This is a genomic window from Cohnella nanjingensis (genome assembly GCF_014212125.1).
GTDB lineage: Bacteria > Bacillota > Bacilli > Paenibacillales > Paenibacillaceae > Cohnella > Cohnella nanjingensis.
In genome coordinates this window covers 80,708-106,049 of record NZ_JACJVP010000020.1, presented here as the reverse complement: position 1 = coordinate 106,049, position 25,342 = coordinate 80,708, and the positions used below count along the sequence as shown (strand labels likewise).

Annotated in this window: 21 protein-coding genes; 11 read left to right on the top strand and 10 right to left on the bottom strand. The window is 62.9% G+C overall.

The features are described from left to right. Positions 1–56 precede the first annotated feature (56 nt). A complete protein-coding gene (locus H7C19_RS11925; protein WP_185142864.1) occupies positions 57–2,132 on the bottom strand; it encodes an alpha-glucuronidase family glycosyl hydrolase in 2,076 nt (691 codons plus the stop codon). Positions 2,133–2,318: 186 nt separating this feature from the next. Here H7C19_RS11925 and H7C19_RS11920 point away from each other — a divergent pair, with 186 nt between their 5' ends. Continuing rightward, complete coding sequence (locus H7C19_RS11920) at positions 2,319–3,245, top strand: AraC family transcriptional regulator (RefSeq protein ID WP_185142863.1); 927 nt, start codon at positions 2,319–2,321, stop codon at positions 3,243–3,245. Here the strand turns inward: H7C19_RS11920 and uxaC are convergent. Next, positions 3,242–4,642, bottom strand: coding sequence for a glucuronate isomerase (gene uxaC / locus H7C19_RS11915; protein WP_185142862.1), 1,401 nt, complete (start codon positions 4,640–4,642; stop codon positions 3,242–3,244). The genes H7C19_RS11920 and uxaC overlap by 4 nt on opposite strands. A gap of 93 nt (positions 4,643–4,735) precedes the next feature. Between uxaC and H7C19_RS11910 the strand changes: the two genes are divergently transcribed. The 5 genes from H7C19_RS11910 to H7C19_RS11890 all read left to right on the top strand — a co-directional run bounded on the left by H7C19_RS11910 (position 4,736) and on the right by H7C19_RS11890 (position 10,334). Next, on the top strand, positions 4,736–5,413 hold the full coding sequence (locus H7C19_RS11910) for a GntR family transcriptional regulator (protein ID WP_185142861.1): 678 nt from the start codon (positions 4,736–4,738) through the stop codon (positions 5,411–5,413). Positions 5,414–5,433: 20 nt separating this feature from the next. Then, positions 5,434–6,513, top strand: a complete 1,080-nt coding sequence (gene uxuA / locus H7C19_RS11905; protein WP_185142860.1) for a mannonate dehydratase — start codon at positions 5,434–5,436, stop codon at positions 6,511–6,513. After that, positions 6,510–7,367, top strand: coding sequence for an SDR family oxidoreductase (locus H7C19_RS11900; RefSeq protein WP_185142859.1), 858 nt, complete (start codon positions 6,510–6,512; stop codon positions 7,365–7,367). Before uxuA ends, H7C19_RS11900 begins: the two co-directional genes overlap by 4 nt. 422 nt (positions 7,368–7,789) lie before the next feature. After that, the gene (gene uraA / locus H7C19_RS11895) at positions 7,790–9,088 is read left to right on the top strand and encodes a uracil permease (RefSeq protein ID WP_185142858.1); all 1,299 of its coding nucleotides are present in this window, start codon (positions 7,790–7,792) and stop codon (positions 9,086–9,088) included. A gap of 613 nt (positions 9,089–9,701) precedes the next feature. After that, on the top strand, positions 9,702–10,334 hold the full coding sequence (locus H7C19_RS11890) for a carbohydrate-binding family 9-like protein (protein ID WP_185142857.1): 633 nt from the start codon (positions 9,702–9,704) through the stop codon (positions 10,332–10,334). Positions 10,335–10,420: 86 nt separating this feature from the next. Here the strand turns inward: H7C19_RS11890 and H7C19_RS11885 are convergent, their stop codons facing one another. After that, positions 10,421–11,311: a LysR family transcriptional regulator gene (locus H7C19_RS11885; RefSeq protein ID WP_185142856.1), complete on the bottom strand. Its 891-nt coding sequence runs from the start codon at positions 11,309–11,311 to the stop codon at positions 10,421–10,423. Positions 11,312–11,417: 106 nt separating this feature from the next. Between H7C19_RS11885 and H7C19_RS11880 the strand changes: the two genes are divergently transcribed. Beyond that, positions 11,418–11,798: a CidA/LrgA family protein gene (locus H7C19_RS11880; RefSeq protein ID WP_185142855.1), complete on the top strand. Its 381-nt coding sequence runs from the start codon at positions 11,418–11,420 to the stop codon at positions 11,796–11,798. After that, positions 11,795–12,475, top strand: a complete 681-nt coding sequence (locus H7C19_RS11875) for an LrgB family protein (protein WP_185142854.1) — start codon at positions 11,795–11,797, stop codon at positions 12,473–12,475. Before H7C19_RS11880 ends, H7C19_RS11875 begins: the two co-directional genes overlap by 4 nt. 112 nt (positions 12,476–12,587) lie before the next feature. Here the strand turns inward: H7C19_RS11875 and dgoD are convergent, their stop codons facing one another. The 5 genes from dgoD to H7C19_RS11850 all read right to left on the bottom strand — a co-directional run bounded on the left by dgoD (position 12,588) and on the right by H7C19_RS11850 (position 18,292). After that, a complete protein-coding gene (gene dgoD / locus H7C19_RS11870) occupies positions 12,588–13,721 on the bottom strand; it encodes a galactonate dehydratase (RefSeq protein WP_185142853.1) in 1,134 nt (377 codons plus the stop codon). A 15-nt stretch (positions 13,722–13,736) separates the two neighbouring features. Continuing rightward, the gene (locus H7C19_RS11865) at positions 13,737–14,501 is read right to left on the bottom strand and encodes an SDR family NAD(P)-dependent oxidoreductase (protein WP_185142852.1); all 765 of its coding nucleotides are present in this window, start codon (positions 14,499–14,501) and stop codon (positions 13,737–13,739) included. 18 nt (positions 14,502–14,519) lie between these two features. Further along, the gene (locus tag H7C19_RS11860; RefSeq protein WP_185142851.1) at positions 14,520–15,833 is read right to left on the bottom strand and encodes a carbohydrate ABC transporter permease; all 1,314 of its coding nucleotides are present in this window, start codon (positions 15,831–15,833) and stop codon (positions 14,520–14,522) included. Between the two features lie 30 nt (positions 15,834–15,863). Further along, on the bottom strand, positions 15,864–16,781 hold the full coding sequence (locus tag H7C19_RS11855; protein ID WP_246469447.1) for a carbohydrate ABC transporter permease: 918 nt from the start codon (positions 16,779–16,781) through the stop codon (positions 15,864–15,866). Positions 16,782–16,858: 77 nt separating this feature from the next. Next, positions 16,859–18,292 (bottom strand): sugar ABC transporter substrate-binding protein, encoded by a 1,434-nt coding sequence (locus tag H7C19_RS11850; protein ID WP_221469203.1) that lies wholly within the window; start codon positions 18,290–18,292, stop codon positions 16,859–16,861. A 186-nt stretch (positions 18,293–18,478) separates the two neighbouring features. Here H7C19_RS11850 and H7C19_RS11845 point away from each other — a divergent pair, with 186 nt between their 5' ends. From H7C19_RS11845 to H7C19_RS11835, 3 genes are all read left to right on the top strand, one after another. Beyond that, the gene (locus H7C19_RS11845) at positions 18,479–20,308 is read left to right on the top strand and encodes a cache domain-containing sensor histidine kinase (protein ID WP_185142850.1); all 1,830 of its coding nucleotides are present in this window, start codon (positions 18,479–18,481) and stop codon (positions 20,306–20,308) included. Beyond that, positions 20,305–21,906: a response regulator gene (locus H7C19_RS11840; RefSeq protein WP_185142849.1), complete on the top strand. Its 1,602-nt coding sequence runs from the start codon at positions 20,305–20,307 to the stop codon at positions 21,904–21,906. Before H7C19_RS11845 ends, H7C19_RS11840 begins: the two co-directional genes overlap by 4 nt. 493 nt (positions 21,907–22,399) lie before the next feature. Further along, a complete protein-coding gene (locus H7C19_RS11835) occupies positions 22,400–23,152 on the top strand; it encodes a DUF6492 family protein (RefSeq protein ID WP_185142895.1) in 753 nt (250 codons plus the stop codon). A gap of 172 nt (positions 23,153–23,324) precedes the next feature. Here the strand turns inward: H7C19_RS11835 and H7C19_RS11830 are convergent, their stop codons facing one another. Both H7C19_RS11830 and H7C19_RS11825 read right to left on the bottom strand, forming a co-directional pair. Beyond that, on the bottom strand, positions 23,325–24,536 hold the full coding sequence (locus H7C19_RS11830) for an MFS transporter (protein WP_185142848.1): 1,212 nt from the start codon (positions 24,534–24,536) through the stop codon (positions 23,325–23,327). A gap of 116 nt (positions 24,537–24,652) precedes the next feature. Next, on the bottom strand, positions 24,653–25,054 hold the full coding sequence (locus H7C19_RS11825; protein ID WP_185142847.1) for a MarR family winged helix-turn-helix transcriptional regulator: 402 nt from the start codon (positions 25,052–25,054) through the stop codon (positions 24,653–24,655). Positions 25,055–25,342: the final 288 nt, after the last annotated feature.

Genomic DNA, 25,342 nt, shown 5'->3' with positions numbered 1-25,342 from the left:
TCTCAAGCCGCCTTCCTCGCAGCGTTCTCCCTTGCCGATCAGCTAGGGGGAGCGAATTAATAGATGACTCTTCCGCGCGTATCGGGTATGCCGCTCTTGCGCCAGAAGTAGGCGTTAAGGACGTCCCGCCACTCCTTCGCGTGAACCGCTTGCTCTTCGAGCCGCGCCTTCACCTGCGCATAGCGGCCGTCATCCACGCGCCTCTCGAGTCGCGTCCAGCTGTCGAGCAGCGCTTCGGCTCTCTCCGCGCCCTCGAAGCGGGAATCGTAGATGTGCTGAATGACCGTCTTGCCGGACTTCAGCCGGTACGTATAGGGCACGTGGTGAAAGAACAGCAGCAGTTCGTCCGGCGTCCGCTCCAACGACTCGTACTGCGACGCGTTCGGTTCCCGGTACTGCCGGGCATACCCGGTGCCGGTCGCCGCCGTCCGGTCGACGCCGATGCCGTCGCGATCGGCGAAGTGGTACGTCCCCCACATCGAATACTCGTAGCCGTCGACGTCCGGGCCGTAATGGTGGTTCGGCTTGACCATCCAGCCGACGCCGAGCGGCGCCGTGTAGGACTCGTAGATGCTCCAGGAATCCAGCAGCATCGCGCGTACCGTCCGCACGACGAGGTCGTCGGCGCCGAACGTGAGCCTCGTCCACTCCTCGGCGATCCCTTCCGCGGACAGCTCCGGATCCCATGCCAGACGGCCGAACCCGTACAGGTTCGCTTGCGCCAGCAGGTGGCCCGTCCAGTTCGCGTCGTCGCCGATGTTGGAGACGGCCGCGAAGCCGCCGTGCCGGGTGCCGAACAAGGAGCGGTCCACGACGCGCTTGACGGTCGAGCCCGCTCCGCGCGCGCGCGTATCGAAGTCGAGCGCTTCCTTCCATTGCGGCACCAGGTAGCACAAGTGACGCTGCTGGCCTGTATATTCTTGCGTCGCCTGGAATTCGATCGCGAGGTTGGTATGCGCCATCGCGCCGAACAGCGGCGAGACCGGCTCGCGCACCTGGAAGTCCATCGGGCCGTTCTTCACCTGCAGGACGACGTTGTCGCGGAACCGGCCGTCGAGCGGCGTAAAGTGGTCGAATGCCGCGCGCGCCCGATCCGTCTTGCGGTCCCGCCAGTCCTGCTTGCAGTTATAGACGAAGCAGCGCCAGATGACGAGGCCGCCGAACGGCTGCAGCGCCTCGGCCAGCATATTCGCCCCGTCCGCATGATCGCGGCCGTAAGTGAACGGACCCGGTCGGAACTCCGAGTCCGCCTTCACCAGATAGCCGCCGAAGTCCGGCATGCTGCGGTAGATCTCTTCCGTCTTCGCCCGCCACCAGGCGCGCACCTCCGGATCGAGCGGGTCGGCCGCGGACAGGCCGCCGATCTCGATCGGCGCGGCGTAGTTGACGCTGAGGAACAGCCGGATGCCATACGCGCCGAAGACGTCCGCGATCCGGGCGATGCGCGGCAGACAGCGCTCGGTCATGAACAGCGTCTCGGGGCGATGCACGTTGACGTTGTTGATCGCGATCGCGTTGACGCCGACGGAGGCGAGCAGCCGCGCATAATCGCGGATGCGGGACAGGTCCCGGACGATCTCGCCGTCGCGGTAAAAGATCGATCGACCCGCGTAACCGCGCTCGACGCTGCCGTCCGCGTTGTCCCATTGATTGATCATGCGCAGCTCGTTCGCCGGATTCTCGCATAGGTCTGCTCCGGCGAGCGCGGCGCCGGTTCCGATCATTCGCAGCAGGCGGAAGACGCCGTAGAGCACGCCCCGGCCCGTCGCGCCGGCAATCGTGATCCGGCCGCCGTCCTCGCGCACGCGAACGCGGTAGCCTTCGTCGCCGACGGCGGCCCGCTCGGCGGCATGGAAGGCCGCCGCAGCCTTCGCGCTTCCCCCGAACGTGCCTAGCACGATGCAGGGCGCGCCGTCGGACGCGCGGATCCGCGCGGGGCGCTCGCCCATCAGCTTCGTTAGACCGTCGGCAAGCTCCGCTGCCGCCGTCTCGATATGCGGATCGTCTTCCGCGACGTGAAGCGCTTGCCCCCAGGTTGCCTTCAGGGCAAGCCTCGCGCTGTCCGTCAACCGTTCGCGGCCGAGCCAGGCCGCGTACCCCGGCTCCGCGCTTAAGGTCGCATAGTCAGTCATGTTGTCGTCCTCCTGATCGAATAACGTCATATTCGGAAGTCCCTTTTCAGTCGACGAATACGTCCATCCTAGCAGGGGCGCGAAAGACAAACCATAGCCAAACCGGGCGATTATTTACCCAAATCGGGCGAACGGATATACTGAACCTACAGTTGACTGCCGGAGAGACCGAAAGGAGATGCGACGATGACCGCCCCGCGCCTGCCGACCGGCTTCGAACGAACGGATGCCGAGATTCTGTTCCCCGACGTCAAGACGACCTTGAACCTGTTCGGGATCCATATGCGCCGCGTGCCCGGGAATTGGTCCTATCCGTCCCACGAGCATCCGCAATACGAGATCAATTACCTGCTCGAAGGCAAGCAGACGATGACGGTGAACGGTAACCGCGTCGCGCAGCGGTCCGGCGATCTCCTCCTGCTGAAGCCCGGGGACGTTCACGACAGCCGGAGCGGGGACGGCGAACCGTTCACCTATTTCTGCATTCACTTCGACCTGGACGACCGGCTGTTCCTCTCGCTGCTGAGCCGGCTGGAGCAGGTCCTGTTCCCGGCCGACGGCACGGTCGCGCGCAAGGTCGCGCCGGCGCTCGGCAGGATGATGGAGCCGGGCAGCGCGTTCGACGCGGGCTCGATCGCCGGCCGCATGCGCCTCCAAGCCTGCGCGTTCGAGCTGTTCGCCCAGCTCTGGGAGGCGATCTCCGAAGAGACCGCCAGCCTGCCTATGCAATCCTACGGCAAAGTCGCGCTCGCGCACGAGATCGCCCGCCGGCTGCAGGCGCTCGCGAGCCAGACGTTCCATCAAGGCCAGCCCGCCGAATCGCATTACGGCATCGAGGAGATCGCGGACGAGCTCGGCATCAGCGGCTCCCATGCGAGCCGCACGTTCCGGGACGTATACGGCAAGTCTCCGCGGGCTTATTGGTCCGAGCTCGTCCTGCACGAAGCGAAGCAGCTGCTGGCCGACCCGAGACACGCCGTCCAGGCGATCGCCGCCATCCTCGGCTATCGGGACATTGCACACTTCAGCCGGCAGTTCAAGCGCTGGACCGGGTTCGCCCCGAGCGACTACCGCAGGCTGTCCGGCAGCCGGTCGGCCGAACAGCCGGATTAGATGCCGAAGTACGCCTCCGCGTTCCGGTAGCAGATATCGCGGACGATCTCCCCGACGTAACCGTAGTCCGCCGGAAGCTCCCCCTCTTCCATCCATCCGCCGAACAGGCCGCACAGCACCCGCCGGAAGTATTCGTGGCGGGGGAACGACAGGAAGCTGCGCGAATCCGTGAGCATGCCGACGAAGGCGCTGACGAGCCCGATGTTCGCCAGCGACTGCAGCTGCTGACGCATGCCTTCCTTCTGATCGTGGAACCACCATGCCGAACCGAGTTGAAGCTTGCCGCGCACGCCGCCGCCCTGGAAGTTGCCGATCGTCGTCGCGATCATGTCGTACTGCGCCGGATATAGCGTATAGACGATCGTCTTGGGCAGCCGATCCTGCTCGTCCATCGCATTCAGCAAGCCGTTGAGCGATCGGGCCAGGTGGTAATCGAGGATCGAATCGTATCCGCTGTCCTTGCCGAGGCGCGCCGACATGCGGGCGTTATTGTTGCGGATGGCGCCGATATGCAGCTGCATCGCCCAGCCGTGCGCATGGTACAGCTCGCCGAGCCGGAGCATCAGGAAAGTCTGATATTGGCGCGCCTCCGACTCCGACACCGTCCGGCCCTGTATGGCGCGCAGGAAGATCGCCGCCGCGGCTTGCTCGGTCGCGGGCGCGAAGGGCAGCTCGCCGAACCCGTGGTCGGACAAGCGGCAGCCCTGTTCGTGGAAGTAACGCACCCGTGACGCGATCGCTTCGAGCAGCTGCGGCAGCGCGCCGATCTCCACGTTCGCGGCTTCGCCGAGCTGCTTCATATAGTCGCGGAAGTCCGCTCTTCCGATATCGAGGATGCGATCCGGGCGGAAGGTAGGCACTACCTTCGCCTGAACGGACGAAGACGCCCGGATTCGCCGATGGTCGTCCAGCGCGTCCGCGGGATCGTCCGTCGTGCACGCCACCTTGACGCCGAACTTGTTCAGCAGTCCGTCCGCATGCAGCGAAGCCTCTCCCAACCGCGCGTTGCACCGCTCCCATATCTCCTCCGCATTCGCCTCCGTCAATCGTTCCCGGATGCCGAAGTGCCGGTCCAGCTCCAGATGCGTCCAATGATAGAGCGGATTGCCCGCCATCGCGGGCACCGCCCGCGCCCATGCCAAGAACTTGTCTTTGTCCGGGGCCTCCCCGGTGATATAAGCCTCGTCTACCCCTAACCAGCGGAGCGCCCGCCATTTATAGTGGTCTCCGTTCAACCACAGCTCCGTCAGGTTGCGGAATCGGTGGCCGTCCGCGATCTTGCGCGGGTCGAGGTGATTATGGAAGTCGTAGATCGGCATCGACGCCGCATAATCGTGGTACAAGATCCGGGCGGTCTTCGTCGTCAGCAGCAGATGTTCCGTATCGAAGATAGACATAAAGCTCCATTCCTCCTCTAAAATAATAAAATGATTCTTGCGTTCCATACTACCATACAAGTATGGTAGTATGGAATCCTAGGAGGTGATCAGATGGATCAATACCGAATGCCGCCGTCGACCTCCGCCCGGGAAGCCGTCTACGCGAAGCTCCGCCATCAGATTCTGATCCTGGAGCTACCGCCCGGAACGGCTTTGTCGGAGAAGGACGCCTCGCTCGCGTTCGGCGTCAGCCGCACGCCGGTCCGCGAGAGCTTCGTGCGGCTCGCGCAGGAAGGACTGGTGCAGGTGCTGCCGCAGCGGGGCACGTTCGTCTCCCTGATCGATTCGGAGCTGGTGGAGGAGGCCCGCTTCATGCGCGAGCAGCTCGAGAAGGCCGTCATCCGCCTCGCCTGCGAATCGTTCCCCGAGGATCGCCTCGAGGCGCTCGAGGAGAACCTGCGGGAGCAGCGCGAGAGCATGGCCCGCACGGACGACAAGCGCATGTTCGAATTGGACGAAGCCTTTCACCGCACGATCTTCGAAGGGTGCCGCAAGCTGAATACTTGGGCGGCGATCCAGCAGATGAACGTGCATCTGAACCGGAGCCGGCTGCTGCGGCTGGTGACCGATCATCAGTGGAGTCATCTGTATGCGCAGCACGAGCAGATGGCGATCGCCATCCGGAACCGCGATGCGGACCGCGCCGAACGGGTCATGCGGGAGCATCTCTCGCTCAGCATTGCGGATCTGACGATGTTGAAGGAGAAATACCCGCAATATTTTCAATGAGGACGAGGGGGAAATCGGAGATGCAAATGGGATTTCGCTGGTTCGGCGAGACGAACGACACCGTATCGCTGGACCATATCCGGCAGATTCCAGGCGTAACGGGCATCGTGTGGTCGCTGCACGACATGCCCGCGGGCGAGGAATGGCCGATGGACAAGATCTTGCACGTACGCGATCAAGCGGCGCGTGCGGGGCTGAACATCGACGTCGTCGAGAGCGTGAACGTTCACGAGGACATCAAGCTGGGGCTGCCGAGCCGCTCCGTCTATATCGAGAATTACAAAAAAACGATCGAGAAGCTGGCGCAAGTCGGCGTCAAGGTCATCTGCTACAACTTCATGCCCGTCTTCGACTGGCTGCGCACCGATCTGCGCAAGGAGATGGCGGACGGCTCGACGGCGTTGTTCTACGAGCGAAGCAAGATCGAGGATATCGATCCCTTCGAGCTGGTCGAGCGCATCAACGCGAATTCGGAGCTGACGATGCCGGGCTGGGAACCGGAGCGTCTGGCGCATCTGACTTCGCTCTTCGAAGCGTACAAGGACGTCACCGAAGACAATCTGTGGGACAATCTCGCTTACTTCCTGAACGAGATCATCCCCGTCGCCGCCAGGCACAACATCAAGATGGCGATCCACCCGGACGATCCGCCGTGGCCGGTGTTCGGCCTGCCGCGCATCATCACGGGCCAGGCCAATCTGCGGCGCTTTCTGAAGCTGCACGACAGCCCGTTCAACGGCATCACCCTTTGCAGCGGCTCGCTGGGCGCCAATCCGGCCAACGATATCATCGGCATGATTCATGAATTCGCCGACCGGATTCCGTTCGCGCACATCCGCAACGTACGCGTCTACGAGAACGGCGACTTCATCGAGACGTCGCACCGCACGGCGGACGGCACCGTCGATATTGCCGGCATCGTGCAGGCTTATCACGACATCGGCTTCGCGGGCTATGCGCGTCCGGACCACGGCCGCCACCTCTGGGGCGAAGTCTGCCGGCCGGGCTACGGTCTCTATGATCGGGCGCTCGGGATCATGTACTTGTGGGGCGTGTGGGATGCCGCGGAGCGTCGGGCAGAAAAGCAGGTGAAGCCATGACCGCCTCCCTGCCGATCCATCCCGCATTGGCCGGCAAAGTCGCGGTCGTCACTGGCGGCTCCGGCGTCTTGTGCCGGGTCATGGCGATCGAGCTCGCTCGCCAAGGCGTGAAGGTCGCCATCCTGAACCGGACCGTCGAGAAAGGTCTTCAAGTGGTCCAGGAGATCGAATCCGCCGGCGGCACGGCGATCGCGGTCGCGTGCGACGTCACGAACGCGGAGAGCGTCGAAGCCGCCGCCCGCATCGTGGACGGGCGGTTCGGCCCCTGCGACATTCTCTTGAACGGCGCGGGCGGCAACCATCCGAGCGCCAATACGACGAACGAGATTTTCCGGCCGGAGGACCTGAACCAGCCGGGCGTGACGACGTTCTACGATCTGAGCGTGACGGGCTTTCGCAACGTGCTCGATCTGAACTTCGTCGGCACCCTCATCCCGACGCAGATCTTCTCGCGATCCATGCTGGGCCGTCCGGGCGCCGTCGTCCTCAACGTCTCCTCGATGAGCGCGCCTTCGCCGATGACGAAGGTGCCGGCCTACAGCGCCGCCAAGGCGGCGATCGACAACTTCACGCAGTGGCTCGCCGTCCATCTGGCCGAATCGGGCATTCGCGTGAACGCGATCGCGCCGGGCTTCTTCCTCACCGAACAGAACCGCAAGCTGCTGAAGAAGGAAGACGGCTCGCTCACGGAGCGTTCGGGCAAGATCATCTCGCACACGCCGATGCGGCGGTTCGGACAGCCGGAGGACCTGCTCGGCACGCTGCTCTGGCTCGTGGACGAGACGACGTCCGGCTTCGTCACGGGCACGGTCGTGCCGGTGGACGGCGGTTTCATGGCCTATTCGGGCGTTTAAGCCGCCGCAAGTGCCGTCTGTCGGTCACCTCGAACGGCGTCAAGCCGCTGCCTCGCAAGAGGACGGCGGCTTTTTCGCGTGCGCGAAAGCCGGTTGCGCCCGCTCTCCTTCTGCCTTACGCGCACTCCCGATCTGCCTCGCGCCCGCTCTCCTTCTGCCTTACGCGCACTCCCGATCTGCCTCGCGCCCGCTCTCCGACCGCCACCAAGCGACCGGTTGCCGCCGAGCGGAAGCGCGCTTTTTCCCTCCCCCGCTTATGCGCATTCTGCCGAATGCCTAAAACTCGAAAATGACGCCTCCCCGCGAAACCTGCGCACAAGCGCAAAAAACCGTTCGGAAGCGCTTGCCAAACGGCGTCGAACTCTGTAGAATCAACAAAGGATTTAGGACTATAACCCCATTATCGGAGGAATTCGCCCCCCATGAGACGTGAGATCGGCGTACATGAAAGACCCCCGCTCGGCCAAAGCATCATGCTGAGCTTGCAGCACCTCTTCGCCATGTTCGGCTCTACGGTGCTCGTCCCGAACCTGCTCGGCGTAGACCCCGCGATCTGCTTGCTGATGAACGGCATCGGCACGCTGCTGTATATCTTGATCTGCAAAGGGAAAATCCCGGCCTACCTCGGCTCGAGCTTCGCCTTCATCGCGCCCGTCACCGCCATTATCGAAGCGCATACGATGCCCGATGCGGGATATGCGGCGGCGCTCGGCGGCTTCGTCGTCGCGGGCCTCGTGTTCATCGTCGTTGCCCTGATCGTCCAGCTCGCAGGCACGAACTGGATCCACGTCGTATTCCCCCCGGCCGCCATGGGCGCCATCGTCGCGGTCATCGGCCTGGAGCTGATTCCCGTCGCTGCGGGGCCGAATATGGCTGGCTGGATCGGCGGTGGCGTAGAAGGTTGGAAGCCGGACGCCGACACGATCATCGTGTCGACCGCCACGCTGCTCGTCACCGTGCTCGGCTCCGTCTTGTTCCGCGGCTTCATGCGGATCATCCCGATCCTGTTCGGGATCGTGTTCGGCTACGTGCTCGCTTGGCTGATGGGGCTTACGAACTTCGACAAGGTGAACGAGGCCTCTTGGATCACCCATCCTACCTTCACGTCCCCGACTTTCGAAGCTTCCGCGATTCTGACGCTCATCCCGGCGGCGCTGGTCGTCATCGTCGAGCACGTCGGACACTTGATCGTTACCGGCAACATCGTCGGCAAGGATTTGTCCAAAGACCCCGGTCTGCACCGTTCGCTGTTCAGCAACGGCATCTCCACGTTCGTCTCCGGCTTCGTCGGCGCGACGCCGAACACGACCTACGGCGAGAACATCGGCGTGTTGGCGATCACGCGCGTCTACTCGACCTTCGTCATCGGCGGCGCGGCCGTCATCGCGATCGTGCTGTCGTTCTTCGGCAAGTTCTCCGCCCTGGTGGCCGCGATTCCGGGCCCTGTCATGGGCGGCGTCTCCCTGCTGCTGTTCGGAGTCATCGCCGCCTCCGGATTGCGCATGCTCGTCGAATCCAAGGTGGACTACAGCAAGCCGACCAACATGTTCCTGACGACGGTCGTGCTCGTCACCGGCTTGTCCGGCGTGAAGATCACGATCGGCGACTTCTCCCTCTCGGGCATGGCGCTCGCCACCGTCGTCGCCATCGTCCTAAGCCTGCTGTTCAAGCTGTTCGAAGTGGCCGGCTTGTCCAACGACAAAGAAGCGGCGGATCATTAATCGGTCGCCGACATGGATCCATCAACAGAAAAAAGGGGCCGTCCCGTCAGTCATTCAAGATGACTAAGGGACGGCCCCTGCTTCTTCGTTAGCGATAGAAATTTTTGCGGGATGTATCCCCTTCCGGTTGCTGTTGCCGCCATGAAATCCGAATAAGTAACCCCGTAACAAGGGGATTTCACGGCGGCAAAGGCAAACGCTTCGCTCCTCCAGGAGATACATGCCCTTCTTTCCTCATCGTTTCTTCGAGAAAAACTACATCTCTAAACGCAGCCTGTCGTCCATCGGGTCGATGACGGCGATGCCGTTCATCGAGTATCGGCTGGCTTGTTCGAAGATCAACCATTGGCTCAAAGACGAAGCGATGTCCATCAATCGCCCTATCGGTTTGCACGGCAAAAAAAAAAAAAAACCGGTCCCGAATGGGGACCGGATCATCGCGGGGCCATCCTTCGCAGAAAATCATAGGCGGCTGCGGACGCAAATGGTAAGATGATGGAAAACCGGTCAGCCGGAGAACGCGGCGGACGATCGCCGCCCAACGCCTTTCTCTGGACGTCGCGAAAGGCAACCGCTTCGCATCCGGCAGCCGCATAGACGGGAGACCTGACGCATGCAAGCTTATACGGCCTTAAAAACGACCGCCCCCATCCGCATCGACGGCGATTTGAACAAACCGGCCTGGGCGGAAGCCGAAGAGGCGGTGCTCCTCGATTCGGCTTCGGGCTCGGCGCCCGAACAAGGAACGCGCGCGAAGCTGCGCTGGGACGACCTTTACTTGTACGCATCTTTCCGATGCGAGGACCGCGAGGTTCACGCGACGTACACGGCGTTCAACGAGCCGCTGTACGAGGAGGACGTGGTCGAGCTGTTCGTCAGCCACGACGGCGACTTGAAGCGTTACCTGGAATTCGAGCTCAACCCGCTGAACGCCGTTCTGCAGTATGCGATCTTCAACGACCTGAACGGCTCCATCTTCCCCTACGCACGCCTCGATAACCGGGTGATCAGCGCCGTGCGGCGCGACGATGATCGGCGGATCACCGACTATGAGCTCGCGATTCCGCTGACCGAGTTCGCCTCAGCCGCCCATATTCCGCCGCGGCCCGGCGACGAATGGCGTTTGAACCTGTACCGGATCGACCGCTCGCCGGGCCGCCCGTCTGAGCTGACCGCCTGGTCGCCGACGGGCAAGCCGAACTTCCATCTGCCGGCCGCGTTCGGAAGGCTGATCTTCGCGGAGTAACCGGCCGGTCGCGGATCAAATCCCCAGTCGAAAAAGCCATCCGGGCGTCAGCCCGCTCCCCGATCGGAACGTCTCCCGGCAATGGCTCAGTCCCCGGCGCCGAACGCCGACCGGGTGAAGGCGATCCATTCCCGGGCGGCGCGCGACAGGTAGCCTTCACGGCGCCAGGCCATCGCGAGCCGCCAGGGAATGACCGGGTCCGCCAGCGGGATCGCCCGGACCTTGTCCGGCGACAGCTGCCGGCATACGGTCCCCGGCAGCATCGCGATGCCGAGTTCCGCGCCGACCATCTCGCCGATGAAGTCCCACTGCGCGCTCTCGTGAACGATGCGCGGCGCGAAGCCGCGCGAAGCGCACGCCTCGACGATGCGGTCGTGCAGGGCGAAGTCGTTGTTGAACAGAATGAACGATTCGGCCGCGAGCTCCGCCAGTCCGATCTCGTCCCGGCCGGCCATCGCGTGCGACGGATGCAGAATAACCTTCATCCGGTCGTCGGAGAGCGGGAACGATTCGAATACGTCCTCGGCGATCGGCGCCAGGACGACCCCCGCATCCAGCTCGCCGTTTCCCAGCCGTTCCACGGTCTTGCGCGCGCCGTCCTCCGCGATCTTGATCGCGATGCCCGGATACCGCGACTGGAACCGCTTGAACACGTCCGGGAAAAAGTTCGCGCCCGCCATCGGCGGCAAGCCGATCCGGATGCTGCCTTTGTTCAGATAGGTCAAGTCGTCCAGCTCCGCCTGAAGCCGTTCGAAGCCTTGAAGGATCGGCCCCGCGTGGCGCAGGATCGTCTCGCCCGCATCCGTCAGCCGCAGCCGCTTGCCGTCGCGAACGAACAGCTCGGCGTTCAGCTCGGACTCGAGGTTCTTGATCATCTTGCTGATCGTCGGCTGCGTGATGTGCAGCGATTCCGCCGCCCGCGTGAAGCTGCGGCGGCGCGCGATCTCGGTGACGTATTGCAAGTGCCGGATGTCCACGCCTCGACCTCCCATAGACAATTGGAATGTAAGCGATGCTGTATATTCATTTTACCTATGATACAGCCGCTCGTATACTGAGGAGAGAGAGGAGTCGGAGAAATAAATGAGATCCTTCATCCTGACGGGGCTGCAGATCGCGGCCCTGATCGCGTTATCCCGGCTAGCGGACGCCGCCGTCCGGTTTCTGCATCTGCCCGTGCCCGGCAGCATCGTCGGCATCGGCCTGCTCTTCGTCCTGCTCCGCTTCCGGATCGTCCGTCCCCAGTGGGTCGAACGCGGAGCGAAGTGGCTGATCGCGGAGATGCTGCTGTTCTTCATCCCCGCCGCCGTCGGCATCGTCCAATACAAACAGCTGGTCGTGACCAGCGGCTTCCGCATCGCGGCGACCATCCTGCTGAGCACGCTCGCGGTCATGCTCTGCGCCGGCTGGATCGGCGAGCGCATGACCGGCCGTCAACGGCGCGAGGGGAAGACCTCCTCATGACCGCCCTCTTCTGGCTGGCCGTCACCGTCGCGATCTATGCGGCTTCCAAGCTCTTGTACCGCCGGTGGCCGAAGGTCTATCTGACGCCGCTCGTCGTTACGCCTGCGATCCTGATCGCGGCGCTCGCGTACGCCGGCGTCCCCTACGGGTCCTATGACGCGGGCGCGGGCTGGCTGAGCGATCTGGTGGAACCGGCGACGATCGCGCTAGCCGTCACCTTATACAAGCATACCGATGCCTTGAAGCGGAATATCCGGGCGATCGTATGGGGCGTCGGCTGCGGTGCCGTCGCCGCGATCGTGACGTCGGCCGGGCTCGCGCGCCTGATGGGCTTGACGACCGACATCGTCGACAGTCTGGCCCCGCGGTCGGCGACGACGCCGATCGCCGTCTCCGTCTCCGGCGCGATCGGAGGCTTGCCGACGATCACGGCCGTCGCGACGATGATCACCGGCTTGACGGGCATGGTGCTGGGGCCGCTCGTCGTCCGCTGGTTCGGCATCCGCAGCCCGGCCGCGCGCGGCATCCTGTTCGGCACTAGCGCGCACTCCGCCGGCATCAGCAAAGCGTTCGAATACGACGCCGAAGCCGGCTCGGTGGCCGGCATCGCGATGCTGTGCACCGCCTTCGTCACGCTCTGCGCCGCCCCCTGGCTCATGATGGGGTTCCGGCCTTGACGTCGGCCAGGCCCCCAAGGCCCGCCGACATGGCGGACACCCGGGGGCCTGGCTTCTGAATCCGGCGGCGGTGCGGCTCCTTCCGCTCCTTTGGCTGCCTCCGCCCCGTCCGTCACCACTCCGCGAACGAGCCGTCCTCATGGAACAGCAAGGGCGTATCCCATTCCCCGGGGTACGCACGCTCGCGCAGCATCTCTTCGTTCACCTCGATGCCGAGTCCCGGTCCCCGGGGCAAGTCCACGTACCCGTCCCGAATCTCGAACGGCATCTTCAGGTAGCCTTCCCCCAAATCCCATCGTTCCGCCATCGAAGGATGCTCCTGGATCAGGAAGTTCGGCGTGCAGGCGTCGAGCTGCAGGCAGGAAGCCAGCGAGATCGGGCCGAGCGGATTGTGGGGCGCGACGGAGCCGTAGTACGTCTCCGCCATCGCGGCGATCTTCCTGGCTTCGAAGATGCCGCCCGCATGGCAGAGATCCGGCTGCACGATCGCCACCGCCTGCTTCTCCAGCGCATCTCGAAAGCCCCAACGGGTGAACAGCCGCTCGCCCGTCGCGATCGGGATCGAGGTAGACTGCGCGACGCGGGCTAGCGCATCCACGTTCTCGGGCAGGCACGGCTCTTCGATGAACATCGGATAATACGGCTCGTAAGCCTGCGCGAGACGGATCGACATGGCCGGGCTCACGCGCCCGTGAAAGTCGATCGCGACGTCGAGCTCTCCGCCGACGGCTTCGCGGATCGCCGCCAGCTTCGCGACCTGGCTCTCCACGAACTTCAGCGTGTCCACGTGGCGGACGGGCGCGTCCACGCCGATCTTGATCGCGGTGAACCCGGCTTCGCGCTTGCGCACGGCGTTCGCGGCCATCTCCTCGGGCGTCGCGCCGCCGCAATGGCTGTACATCCGGATCTTGTCCCGGCAGCTGCCGCCGAGCATCTCGTAGACCGGCAGGCCGTAATACTTGCCCTTGATGTCCCATAGCGCCTGCTCGATCCCGCTGATCGCGCTGACGAGCACCGGACCGCCCCGGTAGAAAGTGCCGCGGTACATGACCTGCCAATGGTGCTCGATCTTGAGCGGATCCTGTCCGATCAGATACCGCTTCAGCTCCCCGATCGCCGCGGCGACCGTCTGCGCGCGGCCTTCGACGATCGGCTCGCCCCATCCGCTGATGCCTTCGTCCGTCTCGATCTTCAAGAACTGCCATCTCGGCCGGACATGGTACAGCGTCATTCCCGTGATCTTCACGTTATCCCACGCTCCTCAAGGTTGGTCCGCCAGCACCGGGAGCAGCGCTCCCCCGTCCATATACAGCGTCGTGCCGGTGATGTAGCCCGCTTGCGGCGAAGCGAGATAGACGCACGCCTCGCCGACTTCGTCCGGGGTCGCGAAGCGCCCCATGGGGATGCGCGCGGACGCCTTCTCGATATACGGCCGCGCCTCTTCCCCGCTCGCGCGCTCGATCATCGTGTAGCCCGGCGCGATGCCGACGACCCGGATGCCCTCCGGCGCGAGATCGAGCGCCATGTTCATCGTCAGCTTGTTCACGCCGGCCTTCGCCGCCGCGTAGACGGTCGCGTTGGACCAGGTGCCCAGCGTGTGGTTCGAACTGATATTCACGATCACGCCTCTAGTTCCGTTCGCCTTCATGAGGCGCGCGGCGCGCTGCGAACAGAAGTACAGCCCTCTAAGATCGGTATTCACGACCTCGTCGAACATGGCGGGCGTCGTGTCCAGGAACGGCGCCATCCGCGTGATGCCGGAGTTGTTGACATGCACGTCCAGACGGTCGAACTTCCGGGCGTACGCGGCGAAGAGCGCGTCGACGCCTTCGATCGTCGAGAGGTCCGCCTGTATCGCCTCGGCGCGGCCGCCGAGCGCCGCGATCTGCCGGACGGTATCCTCCGCCAGCTCCCCGCTCGACCGGTAGTGCACGCCGATCTCGTAGCCCGCCCGCGCCAACGCGAGGGCGATGCCCTTGCCGATGCCCCTGCCGGAGCCCGTCACGAGCGCCGTTTTGCGTTCCATAGCGATTACCGCCTTTCCTTAGCCTTTGAGTCCGGTGAAGGATACGCCCTTCTCGATTAACCGCTGGCACGAGATGATGATGATCATGAGCGGCACCGTCGCCACGATCAGGCTGGACATGATGACGTTCGCGCCCATGCTCTGCCGGTTCTGAAAGTCGTTCAGCGCCACGGTGAACGTCCAGACGTCCGGCTTGCGCGCGACGACGAGCGGCCAGAGAAATTCGTTCCAGACGCCGATGAACGTCATGACCGAGACGACCGTGAAGATCGGCGCCGCCATCGGGACGATGATCCGCCAGTAGATCGAGAATTCCTTGGCGCCGTCGATTCTCGCCGCTTGCAGGAGCTCGCCGGGCAGCTGCTCGAAGAAGCCCTTGAACAGGAAAATGACGATGCCCCATGCCGTATGCGGCAGGATGATGCCCCACAACGTATTGACTAAATGCAGCTTATCCATCGTCAGATATAGCGGCACGAGGATCGCGATCTCCGGGATCATGATCGTCGCGACGAAGAACAGCGTCCACCATGCGGACGCGCGGCCGCGAACGAGATGCGCGAGCGCGTAGCCGGCCATGCCACCGATCAGCATGTGGCTCAGGATCGTGCCGAAGGTGACGATCGTGCTGTTCAGCAAAAAGCGGGGAAAGTCGTACGCGTTGTCTTTGCCCCCGGCCATCTGCCAGAGGACGATGTAGTTGTCGAACAGCCGCGTCCAGTCGCTTCGCTCCGTCACCGCAAGCACGCGGCCGTCGATGTAGTTGGCGCCCTCGAGCGTATTCAGCACGCTCGCCGCGGTGTCCGGCAATTCCGCCTCCGACTCCGACGGACCTGTGTAGGCGCTCCTGTCCGGGATCCAGTCGAAGCGCGTCAGCTTCCGCTCGCGGATCATCGGCAGCTTGAGGCGCATCGTCGCGTCGGTGAAGAGCTGCGTCGGCACGATCTGGGGCCTGCCCGAGGTGAAGTTGTAGGAAGGCATCTCCGCTTTGAAGATCGTGACGCCGTCTTTGACCCCGGTGACCCCCAGCGAACCGATCGCGGCGTTCTGCATTTTTTTCCATGTGAACCAGATCGCCTTCATCGCTTCAAGCTCGTAGTCGTCCTTCGTCGACAGCGCCGTCCCGTCGTAATCGAGCGTGACGGTTACCGATTTCGGTACCGTCGGCACCCAAGTCGGCGGGAACCTATAGATCGAGATGTTATCTTTCATAGACGAGCTGATCATCCAGGCCAGCGGGATGATCGATGCGATGATGAACAGCAAGGCGACCGAATAGGATACGGCGCGTACGGAGGCGGCTCCCCGTTCCCGAATGCGTGTGCGTGCCATGGCTTGCTCCTTTCCGCCGGCCTTGGGCGTTCAGTCCGTTCGCGAGAGCCGGATCTGCAGATAGGTGATGAGCGCGATGATGACGAACATGACGAACGAGATGGCCCCCGCCACGCCGAACCGGAATTCCTTGAAGGAGCTGTCGAAGACGAGCATCGACAAGGTCCGGGTGGAATTCGCCGGTCCGCCCCCCGTCATGATGTACATCGGATCGAAGGTCAGGAACACGCCGGAGATGAAGGCGATGAATTGAATGCCGATGACGAACTTCATGCTCGGCAGGATGATGGAGCGCATCCGGCGCCAGGGTCCCGCGCCGTCGATCTTCGCGGCCTCGACGTTCTCGATCGGCACCCCCTGGATCGCGGAGTAGTAGATCAGCACGCTCATCCCCGTTCCGAAGAAGGCGGGCAGGACGATCGCCCACTTGGCCATCGCCGGGTCGTTCAGCCAGCCGTAGGGACCGAGGTGCACGAATTCCAGCAGATAGTTCAGCAGACCGTAATCCGGGTTGTACAGCCACTTCCAGAGCAGGAAGCCGGCGACGGCCGGCACCGCGGTCGGCACCAGGTAGAGCACCCGGATCGACTTGTTCGCGAACTTCACTTCGTTCAGCAGAATCGCTTGCACGATCGGCACCCAGAAGGTCAGCACGAAATAGATCAGGAAAAAGGCGAACGTATTCCAGAGCGCGTTCCAGAACTCGGTGGAGTGGAACAAATACGCGTAATTGTCGAGTCCGACGAACCGGCCGGGCGGGTGGATGACCTTATAGTCGAAAAAGCTCATGTAGACGGCTTGGAACAACGGGTAGTACTTGAACAGCAGGAACGAGACGACGGCCGGCGCGAGGAACAGCGCCGACAGCAGCACGCTTCTCCGGCGGGCTCGCGGCACCGGCATCCAGCGCGGTCTCGCGGAGGGTTTGGGCGCGGTCACCGTTCTCATGGACCGTCATCCTTTCGCAGGCGCCGGACGGGGGGAGCGGTCCCATTGGGCGGCCGCCGCTCCCGTCCGGCCCGGGATTATTTGTGCACGGAGGCGTTGTAGGCGTCGACGACTTCCTTCTGGGCGGCGTCCTGCGCCGTCTTGAGCAAAGCGGCGGGATCGGCGTTCTGATCCGTCAGCGCCTTCTGCACAGCCTTCACCACATAGGGCGTTAGGCGTTCCTTTAGGTAATATTCCAGGTGCGTGTCGGAGGCCGCCCTGTTCACGCCGTCCACGAGATCCTGCGGCACGTTCTGCGTAAACTTGGACGGATCGACGTCCTTGCGGACAGACAGCAGGTTCGGGAAGATGCCGTTGTCCGATTGGAACTGCAGCATCCGCTCCTTCGCTTCCTTGGAGACCATGTACGTCACGTACTTCCATGCGGCATCCTGCTTGGCCTTGGACGACTTCGGATTCAGAATCCAGTAGGCGCCGCCGATCTGCCCCGGCCCCTTGCCGGACGGTCCGACCGGATACGGGGCGAAGCCGATATCGTTCAGATCGAGCCCGTTCGCCGCGAAGTCGCCAAACCCGCCGGAGGCGCCGTTGGACATCGCCGCCCGGCCTTGATAGATGTCGTTCATATTGTCCTGGTAGCTCTGCAGCACGTTGTTCTGGACGATCTTGTGCTTCCACTTCAGGTCTTTGTAGAATTGCAGCGCCGTCACGGCGGGCTCGCTGGTGAAGGTCAGCTTGACCGTCCCGTCCGGCTGGAGCTCCGTCAGATCTCCGCCCGCCTGCCAGACGTAATACTCGAACCACCAATCCGCCCACTCCATCCCGAGCAGCGTAAGGCCGTATTGCTTTTTGCCCGGATCGGTCAGCTGCTTGCCCATGCTGACGAGCTCGTCCCAGTTCGAAGGCGGCTTGTTCGGATCGAGTCCGGCATCCTTGAACAGCTTCTTGTTCCAGAACAGGCCCGTCACGTACATGTCGTTCGGCACGCCGTACACTTTGCCATCGATGCGGCCCGCCGCCATCGAGGATTCGATATACTGGGCGTTGTCGGCATACGAATCCCAGTAAGGGGTCAAATCCAGCGCGAGCCCCTGCCCGACCCAGTCGCCGATGATCGGGAAGTGCGCGGCATGATAGGCGTCCGGCCCGTTGCCGCCGGCCATCGCCGTTACGAACACTTCGCGGTCGTTCGTGCCCTGGGGCATGGCTTCGTGCGTCACCTTGATGTTCGGATTGGCTTTGTCGAAGTCCGCGAAGAGCTGCTCTTTGAGGGATTTGGTCGGATCTTCCGGCGTCGGTTGATCCCATACCGTAATCTCGACCGTGCCCGCATCGGCGGATGAACCGCCGGACGATGCGCTGGGTTGGGCGGACGAAGCGCTCCCGCCGCCGGCGCCGGGGGAAGCGTCCGACGATCCGCCGCCGCTGCACGCCGCAGCGACGACGAGGAGCGAGGCGGCCGCGAGCGCCGCGAGCGTTCTTTTGCCGATAGATCCGTTGTTCGCTGTCAAGGGTAACCCTCCCTTAGGTGAGATCGTTGGAACAATTTCAGTGTAGCCTCTCTTTGGCAGCGCTTTCTATGGATTTTTCTAACCTCTCTTTAGCAAATTTCTAACCAAGTCGCCTTCTTGTCCCGTTGCGAGAGGATTGCGGGGCGGACCGTCGAATACTCACTTACGGCACGAGGAGGTGAGTGATTGGCTGGCCTTGGATTTCGCTTCGGCGGCTACCGCGCGCAATTCCGCACCCGGCTCATTCTTTCGTTTTTTATCGTCGTCAGCCTGACCGCCGCCATCATGGGCTTCTCTTACTACAGGATCATGCGCGAAGAGCTGAAGACGTCGACCGTCCAGGGCTTCGAGCGCCTGATCGGCCAATCGGCGGACGCGCTCTCCCTGCAGCTCGAGACGATCCGCAACATCGGCCTCAGCTATTTCACGGACGTCTCGCTGCAGAAGTATCTGGACAACCCCGTCTCCTTCGAAGACAAGCAGTATTACCGCAACAAGCTGGAAGTGCAGCGCATGCAGATTCCGACGCTTTCCAACCTGACGATCGTCACCCTCGATCAAGACCAAATCTCGAGCATGTATTATTACAATCAGAAGCTGCGCTCGCTGATGAACGACGAGCTGATGCGCGTCGCGCGCCTGGCCGCGGAACGCGACGGAGCGCCGTTATGGACGTCTTCGGTCGCCACCGGCCGCAATTCGCTGACGCCGACGCCGACGATCAGCTTCGTGCAGCAGTTGAAGCGCGTCACGTCGAACGAGCAGCATCCCGTCGGCTATCTCAAGATCGACCTCGATCCCGCCGTCATCCGCCACGCCTTTCAAGGCCTGCGCGGAGAAGCCGCGAACGCCTACTACATCGTCGACGACGCGGGGACCGTCGTCTTCGCGGAAGACGAGACGGAGATCGGCCGCTCGCTCGCCGGCGATCCGCTGTTCGTCGGATACCGGCAGGCCGTAGCCTCTCCGGCGCAAGCGGCCAGCTTCGCGGTGGCCGACGACCGGGCGTCCTACATCGGACTGTACCGCCAGCTGAACCTCAGCGGTTGGGTCGTCCTCGGGAAAGCCCCGCTGAATCGCGTCTACGAGAAGGTGAACCGGTTCCGGAACACGATGCTCGCGATCGGCCTGGCGGCCATCCTGGCGGCCATGCTGCTCTCCTCGCTCATCTCCGCCGGCGTGACCCGTCCGCTGAAGATGCTGAACAAGAAGATGAAGCAGGTCGAGATGGGCGACTTCGACGCCTTCATCGAGGTCAAAGGACGCAACGAGTTCTCGACCATCCAACACAGCTTCAACAAGATGACCGCGGAGATCCGGCATCTGATCACCAAGGTGTACGAGACCGAACTGCTCAAAAAGGAGGCGGAGATCAAAGCGCTGCAATCGCAGATCAACCCGCACTTCCTGTACAATACGCTCGGCACGATCGACAGCCTCTCCGCCATCAACGGCGAGATGCGCATCGTGCATATCTGTCAAGCGCTGGGCGGCATGCTCCGCTACAACTTGAACGGAGGCAGCTTCGCGACGATCCGGGAGGAGCTCAACCATCTGGACCAGTATCTGTCCATCTATGTTATCCGCTTCGCCGGCGACTTCCGCTACGAGATCGAAGCCGAACCGGGTACGGAGACAAGGACGGTGCCGAAGTTCCTGCTGCAGCCGCTGGTGGAGAATGCCGTCATCCACGGTCTGGAGCCGAAGATCGGGACCAAGGAGGTGAAGATCCGGATTCGCTTCGACGGCGGCGAACTGGCGTTCACCATCGAGGACAATGGCGTCGGCATGGCGTCCGAGACGCTGCTTCGGCTGCAAGACCGTCTCTGTTCGCCGGGCGGCTTCGTCTCCGAACGGGTCTCCCCTACCCGCGCGGAGATCGGTCTCGCGAACGTCTGCAGCCGCATCCAGACGACGTACGGACGCGATCCGAGGATGGTCATCCGCAGCCTGCCCCAGACAGGCACCCGCATCGACTTCTCGATTCCCCAAACCGGACTGGAGGGTACGCGATGAAGATCATGATCGTCGAGGACGAGCCTTTGCTGCGGCAAGGACTCATCAGCAAGATCGATTGGAACGGACGCGGCATTCGCTTGGTCGCCGAAGCCGGCAACGGCATCGAAGCGCTCGAGCAGCTGTCGCGGTGCGAGCCGGACGTCGTCTTGACGGACGTGCGGATGCCCGGCATGGACGGCTTGCAGTTGATCGACGAGGCCCGCCGGGCTTACCCGCGGTTGAAGTTCGTCATCCTCAGCGGGTTCAACGAGTTCGACTACGTCCGCGAGGCGATGCGGCATCAAGTGAAGGACTATCTGTTGAAGCCGGTCGACGCCCGCAAGCTGCACGAGCTGCTGGCCGAGATTGGCAACGAAGTCCGCATGGAGCAAGAGGAAGCGATCCGCCGTTCCGAGCTGACGGCATGGGCCCCTCTGCTGGACGAGAGCGACGCGCGGGCGACGGATCACGTGCTGACGCATCGCATCCTGGTGCCCGAAGGCAGCTGGAACCGCCTCCCGCAGCATCTGCTCGGCAGGTCGCGCTACGCGGCCGCGACGGCTCGCATCGCGCTCCCGGCCGGCGGCGGACGCTTCGGAGAGCGGGACCTGCCGCTCGGACGATTCGCGATGCAGAACGTGCTGCAGCACGCGCTCTCTCCGCTGCCCATGGACTGTCTCGTGTTCAAGCACGCTTACGAGCCGGATGAAGTCGTGCTGTTCCTCGGATGCGACGACGCCGATATCGTCAGGGACGCCGTCGCTTGCCTGTCGGACGCGCTCGCATGGACGCGGGAGCGGCTGGGACTGAACGTCGTCGTCGGGCTCGGCGGCGTGCACGGGAGCATCTCCCGCTTGCGGGATTCCTATCTCCAGGCGAAGGAAGCGATGAACGACAGACTGCTGCGAGGAGACGGACGGGTGTACGTCTACGAGGACGACGCGACGGCCACGGGCGAATCCGGACTGCCTCCGTTCGGCGAGGACGCGGAGCGGACGCTGCTGATGCTCCTGGAGGAGAACAAGCGGGAGGAATTCATCGCCCGCGTCCACGAGCGGTTCCGCGAGATCGCGGAGCGGCCGGACGCCCGCTACGGCCGGCTGGCCTACGCCTACGCGGAGATCTGGCACCTGGTTCGCCGGCATGCCGCGAAGCGCGGCGTCGTCCTGCCCGCGCCGCTTTCCGGGGACCCGGCGTCCGAGCTGGCGTCCCTGTCCGCCTGGACGGAGCTGGCCGGCCGGTTCCGCGATGCGCTGCGTTCATGGGGACCGCCGCGGGAGCGCGAGGACGATTGCTCGGGGGACCGCGTCGTCGCGGCCGTGAAGGCCTATGCGGATTCCCGCTTCGACGAAGATCTATCCTTGCAGTGGGTGGCGGATACGTACTTCATTCATCCGAATTACTTCGCCAAGCGGTTCAAACAGCTGGTCGGCGTCAGCTTCGGCGGCTACGTGACGCAGCGGCGCATCGAGCGGTCCCGGGAGCTGCTGCTCACGACGACCCTCAAGATCGCGCGCGTCGCCCAGCTCGTCGGCTACGAGGACCAGAACTATTTCTGCAACGTGTTCAAGAAGCATTCGGGGGTGAGTCCTTCGGCCTTCCGGGGGGAGAGCTGAACGGTTCGAGGACGGCGCCGGGTAGCGCTGAGGACGCCCGGGGAGGACGGAGGGCCGGATAGCGCTGAGGACGCCCGGGGAGGACGGATAGCCGGTAGCGCTGAGGACACCCGGGGAGGACGGATAGCCGGGTAGCGCTGAGGACGCCCGGGGAGGACGGATAGCCGGGTAGCGCTGAGGACGCCCGGGGAGGACGGATAGCCGGGTAGCGCTGAGGACGCCCGGGGAGGACGGATAGCCGGGTAGCGCTGAGGACGCCCGGGGAGGACGGATAGCCGGTAGCGCTGAGGACACCAGGGGAGGACGGATAGCCGGGTAGCGCTGAGGACGCCCGGGGAGGACAGAGGGCCACTCCTGCGCCCGATCTCGCGCCATTTCCCCGTACAGTCGCCCTCCGGCTTGAATGGAACGGGCTCCCCCCCGCCGACATACCATAGTTCAGGTTGGTCCTGATTATGAGCCGGGAGTTGACGACTGGGTGAAGATCGACGTGATGATCCCCGCGATCGAGAAAGATTTAGGCACGCTTCCTCACGTGATCGACGCCGTCCGCCTTCACGTGCGGCATCCGATCGGCCGAATTTATGTCGTCTCGCCGGAGAGCGAGCGCATCCGCAAGCTTTGCAAGCGCAAGGGCTGCACGTTCGTGAACGAGCGCAAGGTGCTCCCGATCACGAAGAACGACATCCATTACAGCTCCAAACGATGGGAGCGCTCCGGCTGGCTTTACCAGCAGCTGCTGAAGCTGGGCGGCACGTCGGTCGTCTCCCGGAAGCACTACCTCGTCGTGGACGCCGATACCGTGTTTATCCGCCCGCACCGCTTTCTCGTCGATGGCAAGACGGTATTCTACTGCCGCAAATGGAGCCAGCCGGAATACTTCGTCACTTACCGGAAGTTGACGGGCGAACGGGCGAAGGCTCCCCGCTCTTTTGTCACCCACTACATGCTGTTCGACAAAACGAAGGTATCCGCGATGAAGCGCGACTTCGAAGCGAAGCATGGCACCCGCTGGTACCGTGCGATCATCCGCAGCATCAACAAGAAAAAGCAGTTCGGCTTCTCCGAGTACGAGACGTACGGCAATTATCTGTACGCCCGCCATCCCGGCAAGGTCGTCATGAAAAGCGCGCAGAACAAGAGCCTGCATTCGAACGCCGGCGCCCTCTCCGCGGAACGGATCCGGAAGCTGGCGACGAAGTTCCGCTCTCTGTCCTTCCACAAACGCAAAGGGTACGCGAAATAATCGCGTATCCTTCGTGTTAAACCAAATGGACATAAAAAAGACTGCCGAGACTTTCTCGACAGTCTGAGGGTACGCGAAATAATCGCGTACCCTTTTTATTTTGAGAAAGCATGAAGGCTGACGGCATATCCATACGATGCCGGCAGCGAAGGCGCGGAACCGGCAGCGCCGGTCAAACCGTCCCTACCGCCTGGCGGCGCTTCGCCTTGCCGGCCGACGCGAATCTGACGATCGCGTACAGCACGAGGAACAGCACCATGAAGCCCGCCGAATACCGGTACATTTGCCCGTAGTCGGTCAGCGTCGCGATCCCGCCCAGAATCATGGCGCCTGCGGCGACGCCCAGGTCGGTGGAGTTGTAGAACATGCTGTTCGCCATCCCGTGCTGCTCGGGGGTCGAGGAGCGCAGCATCCAGGCTTGGATCGTCGGCTGGATCGCGCCGAAGCCGAGCCCGTACAGGAGCGCGGATATGACGAGCGTCGGCGTCGCCGTCGTGTAGGAGAGCACCGTCAGGCTCGCCACGACGCAGACGGCGGCCGGAATGAGGACCGCTGCGTGGCCGTGCTTGTCGAACACCCGGCCGGAGATCGGTCGGATGATGATGATCGTCACCGCGTTGAACAGGAAGAACAGGCCGACCTGCGCCAGTTGCACGGATTCGCCGAACAGGGCGATGAAGCTGAGCAGTCCGCTGTAGGTTACCGCCAGGAGTACGTTCAGCAAGGCGGGAAACAATAACTTCGCGTTAAACCCGGGAGCCGGCTTGAACGCTTCGTCCGGGCGAGCAGCCGGCTTCGCCGGGGCGGACGGGATGGCGCGGGTGAGCAGCAGCGTCGGGATGGCCAGCAGGACGGCTGCCGTGCCCGCGAGCGACAATGTGCCGAATCCGGCATGCTTCATGACGTTGAGGCCGATCATCGGCCCGATGGACATGGCCAGGCTGGTGGACAGGCCGAAGTAACCGATCCCCTCGCCCATGCGGTTGCGGGGAATGATCTGGGAGACGAGCGTCGGAATGATCGTGCTCGCCATGCCGAAGCCGATGCCGTAACCGACCCGCATGAGGAGGAGCGAGCCGATCGTATCGGCGGCCACATAGATCCCGGTGATGAGGCCCGCGATAGCCAGTCCCACGTACAATAGCGCATTCCGGCTGTACCGCCGCATGAGCGCCGCGGTGGCGAAGCGCGTGCCGATGGCGGACAGCGCGAAGAGGCTGGTGACGAGACTGACCGTCATATCGCCGACGCGGAACTCGTCTTTGACGTACGCCGGGAAAGAAGACAGCAGCATCTGCAGATTCAAAAACAACAAAAACGAGCTGATCGTTAACGCAACGAACGGCTTCGTCCATAGTCGGGTATTCGGTTCGGATTGCAGCATTGATTTCTTCTCTCCTATTCTCTTGCACGCTCTATACGCTCTTATTCTCTCTGTTCTCTCTATTCTCAATATTCTCTTGCTTCTGTTCTCTTGCCCCTATTCTCCCGTCTATCCGATTATTTCTCTAACCGATCGAGCCGCTCGTCGATACGCCGAATCAGCGACAGGAGTTGATCGTATTCTTCGGCGGTCATGCAGCTCGCCACCTCCGCGATGAAGGATGCCTCGATCGGCAGCGTCTCCGCGACCAGCCGCTTCCCCTTCTCCGTGATGAACACCAGGAAGGATCTGCGATCCTGCGGGTCGGCCTTCTTGAAGACGAGCTGCTTCTCCGCGAGATGATCGAGGATGCGCGTCGTCGCGGGCCGGTCCTTGCCGGTGCGGTCGGCGATCTCCTTCTGAATCAGGCCGTCGGACAGCGAGATCTGATAGAGGGTCGACCACTGCTCCGGGGTGATCTCGTAAGCCTTCAGCCGATGCTGGAAAACATTCGTCAGCTTGCGATAGGTGAGCCCCATTCGGAAGCCGATCGAGCGTTCGTTGACGGGATGCTTCGGGTTATCGATCTCCGTTCGCCTCGATTCCGTGTAAATGATTTATTAGTTGTTATGACAACTATATACCTGGCAACTAATACTGTCAACCCGGACGGGGCGGCATCGTTCGCGAAATGCGCAAAAAACACGCATGACCTTACCAGGTCACAGACTATAATGAAAATTGCGACAGACTATAAAAGGATCGTACAGCGGCGAATCCGGCCTTTACGAGCTGCAACGATGAAATCCACATGGCCTATCTGATTC

What these genes read in the sequence shown, in the direction of transcription:
- H7C19_RS11900 (WP_185142859.1), top strand. Translation starts at nt 6,510, where the DNA reads ATGACCGCCTCCCTGCCGATCCATCCCGCATTGGCCGGCAAAGTCGCG.
- H7C19_RS11880 (WP_185142855.1), top strand. Translation starts at nt 11,418, where the DNA reads ATGAGATCCTTCATCCTGACGGGGCTGCAGATCGCGGCCCTGATCGCG.
- uraA (WP_185142858.1), top strand. Translation starts at nt 7,790, where the DNA reads ATGAGACGTGAGATCGGCGTACATGAAAGACCCCCGCTCGGCCAAAGC.
- H7C19_RS11855 (WP_246469447.1), bottom strand. Translation starts at nt 16,781, where the DNA reads ATGAGAACGGTGACCGCGCCCAAACCCTCCGCGAGACCGCGCTGGATG.
- H7C19_RS11920 (WP_185142863.1), top strand. Translation starts at nt 2,319, where the DNA reads ATGACCGCCCCGCGCCTGCCGACCGGCTTCGAACGAACGGATGCCGAG.
- H7C19_RS11875 (WP_185142854.1), top strand. Translation starts at nt 11,795, where the DNA reads ATGACCGCCCTCTTCTGGCTGGCCGTCACCGTCGCGATCTATGCGGCT.
- H7C19_RS11890 (WP_185142857.1), top strand. Translation starts at nt 9,702, where the DNA reads ATGCAAGCTTATACGGCCTTAAAAACGACCGCCCCCATCCGCATCGAC.
- H7C19_RS11860 (WP_185142851.1), bottom strand. Translation starts at nt 15,833, where the DNA reads ATGGCACGCACACGCATTCGGGAACGGGGAGCCGCCTCCGTACGCGCC.
- H7C19_RS11830 (WP_185142848.1), bottom strand. Translation starts at nt 24,536, where the DNA reads ATGCTGCAATCCGAACCGAATACCCGACTATGGACGAAGCCGTTCGTT.
- H7C19_RS11865 (WP_185142852.1), bottom strand. Translation starts at nt 14,501, where the DNA reads ATGGAACGCAAAACGGCGCTCGTGACGGGCTCCGGCAGGGGCATCGGC.
- H7C19_RS11840 (WP_185142849.1), top strand. Translation starts at nt 20,305, where the DNA reads ATGAAGATCATGATCGTCGAGGACGAGCCTTTGCTGCGGCAAGGACTC.
- H7C19_RS11825 (WP_185142847.1), bottom strand. Translation starts at nt 25,054, where the DNA reads ATGGGGCTCACCTATCGCAAGCTGACGAATGTTTTCCAGCATCGGCTG.
- H7C19_RS11835 (WP_185142895.1), top strand. Translation starts at nt 22,400, where the DNA reads ATGATCCCCGCGATCGAGAAAGATTTAGGCACGCTTCCTCACGTGATC.
- H7C19_RS11925 (WP_185142864.1), bottom strand. Translation starts at nt 2,132, where the DNA reads ATGACTGACTATGCGACCTTAAGCGCGGAGCCGGGGTACGCGGCCTGG.
- uxaC (WP_185142862.1), bottom strand. Translation starts at nt 4,642, where the DNA reads ATGTCTATCTTCGATACGGAACATCTGCTGCTGACGACGAAGACCGCC.
- uxuA (WP_185142860.1), top strand. Translation starts at nt 5,434, where the DNA reads ATGCAAATGGGATTTCGCTGGTTCGGCGAGACGAACGACACCGTATCG.
- H7C19_RS11910 (WP_185142861.1), top strand. Translation starts at nt 4,736, where the DNA reads ATGGATCAATACCGAATGCCGCCGTCGACCTCCGCCCGGGAAGCCGTC.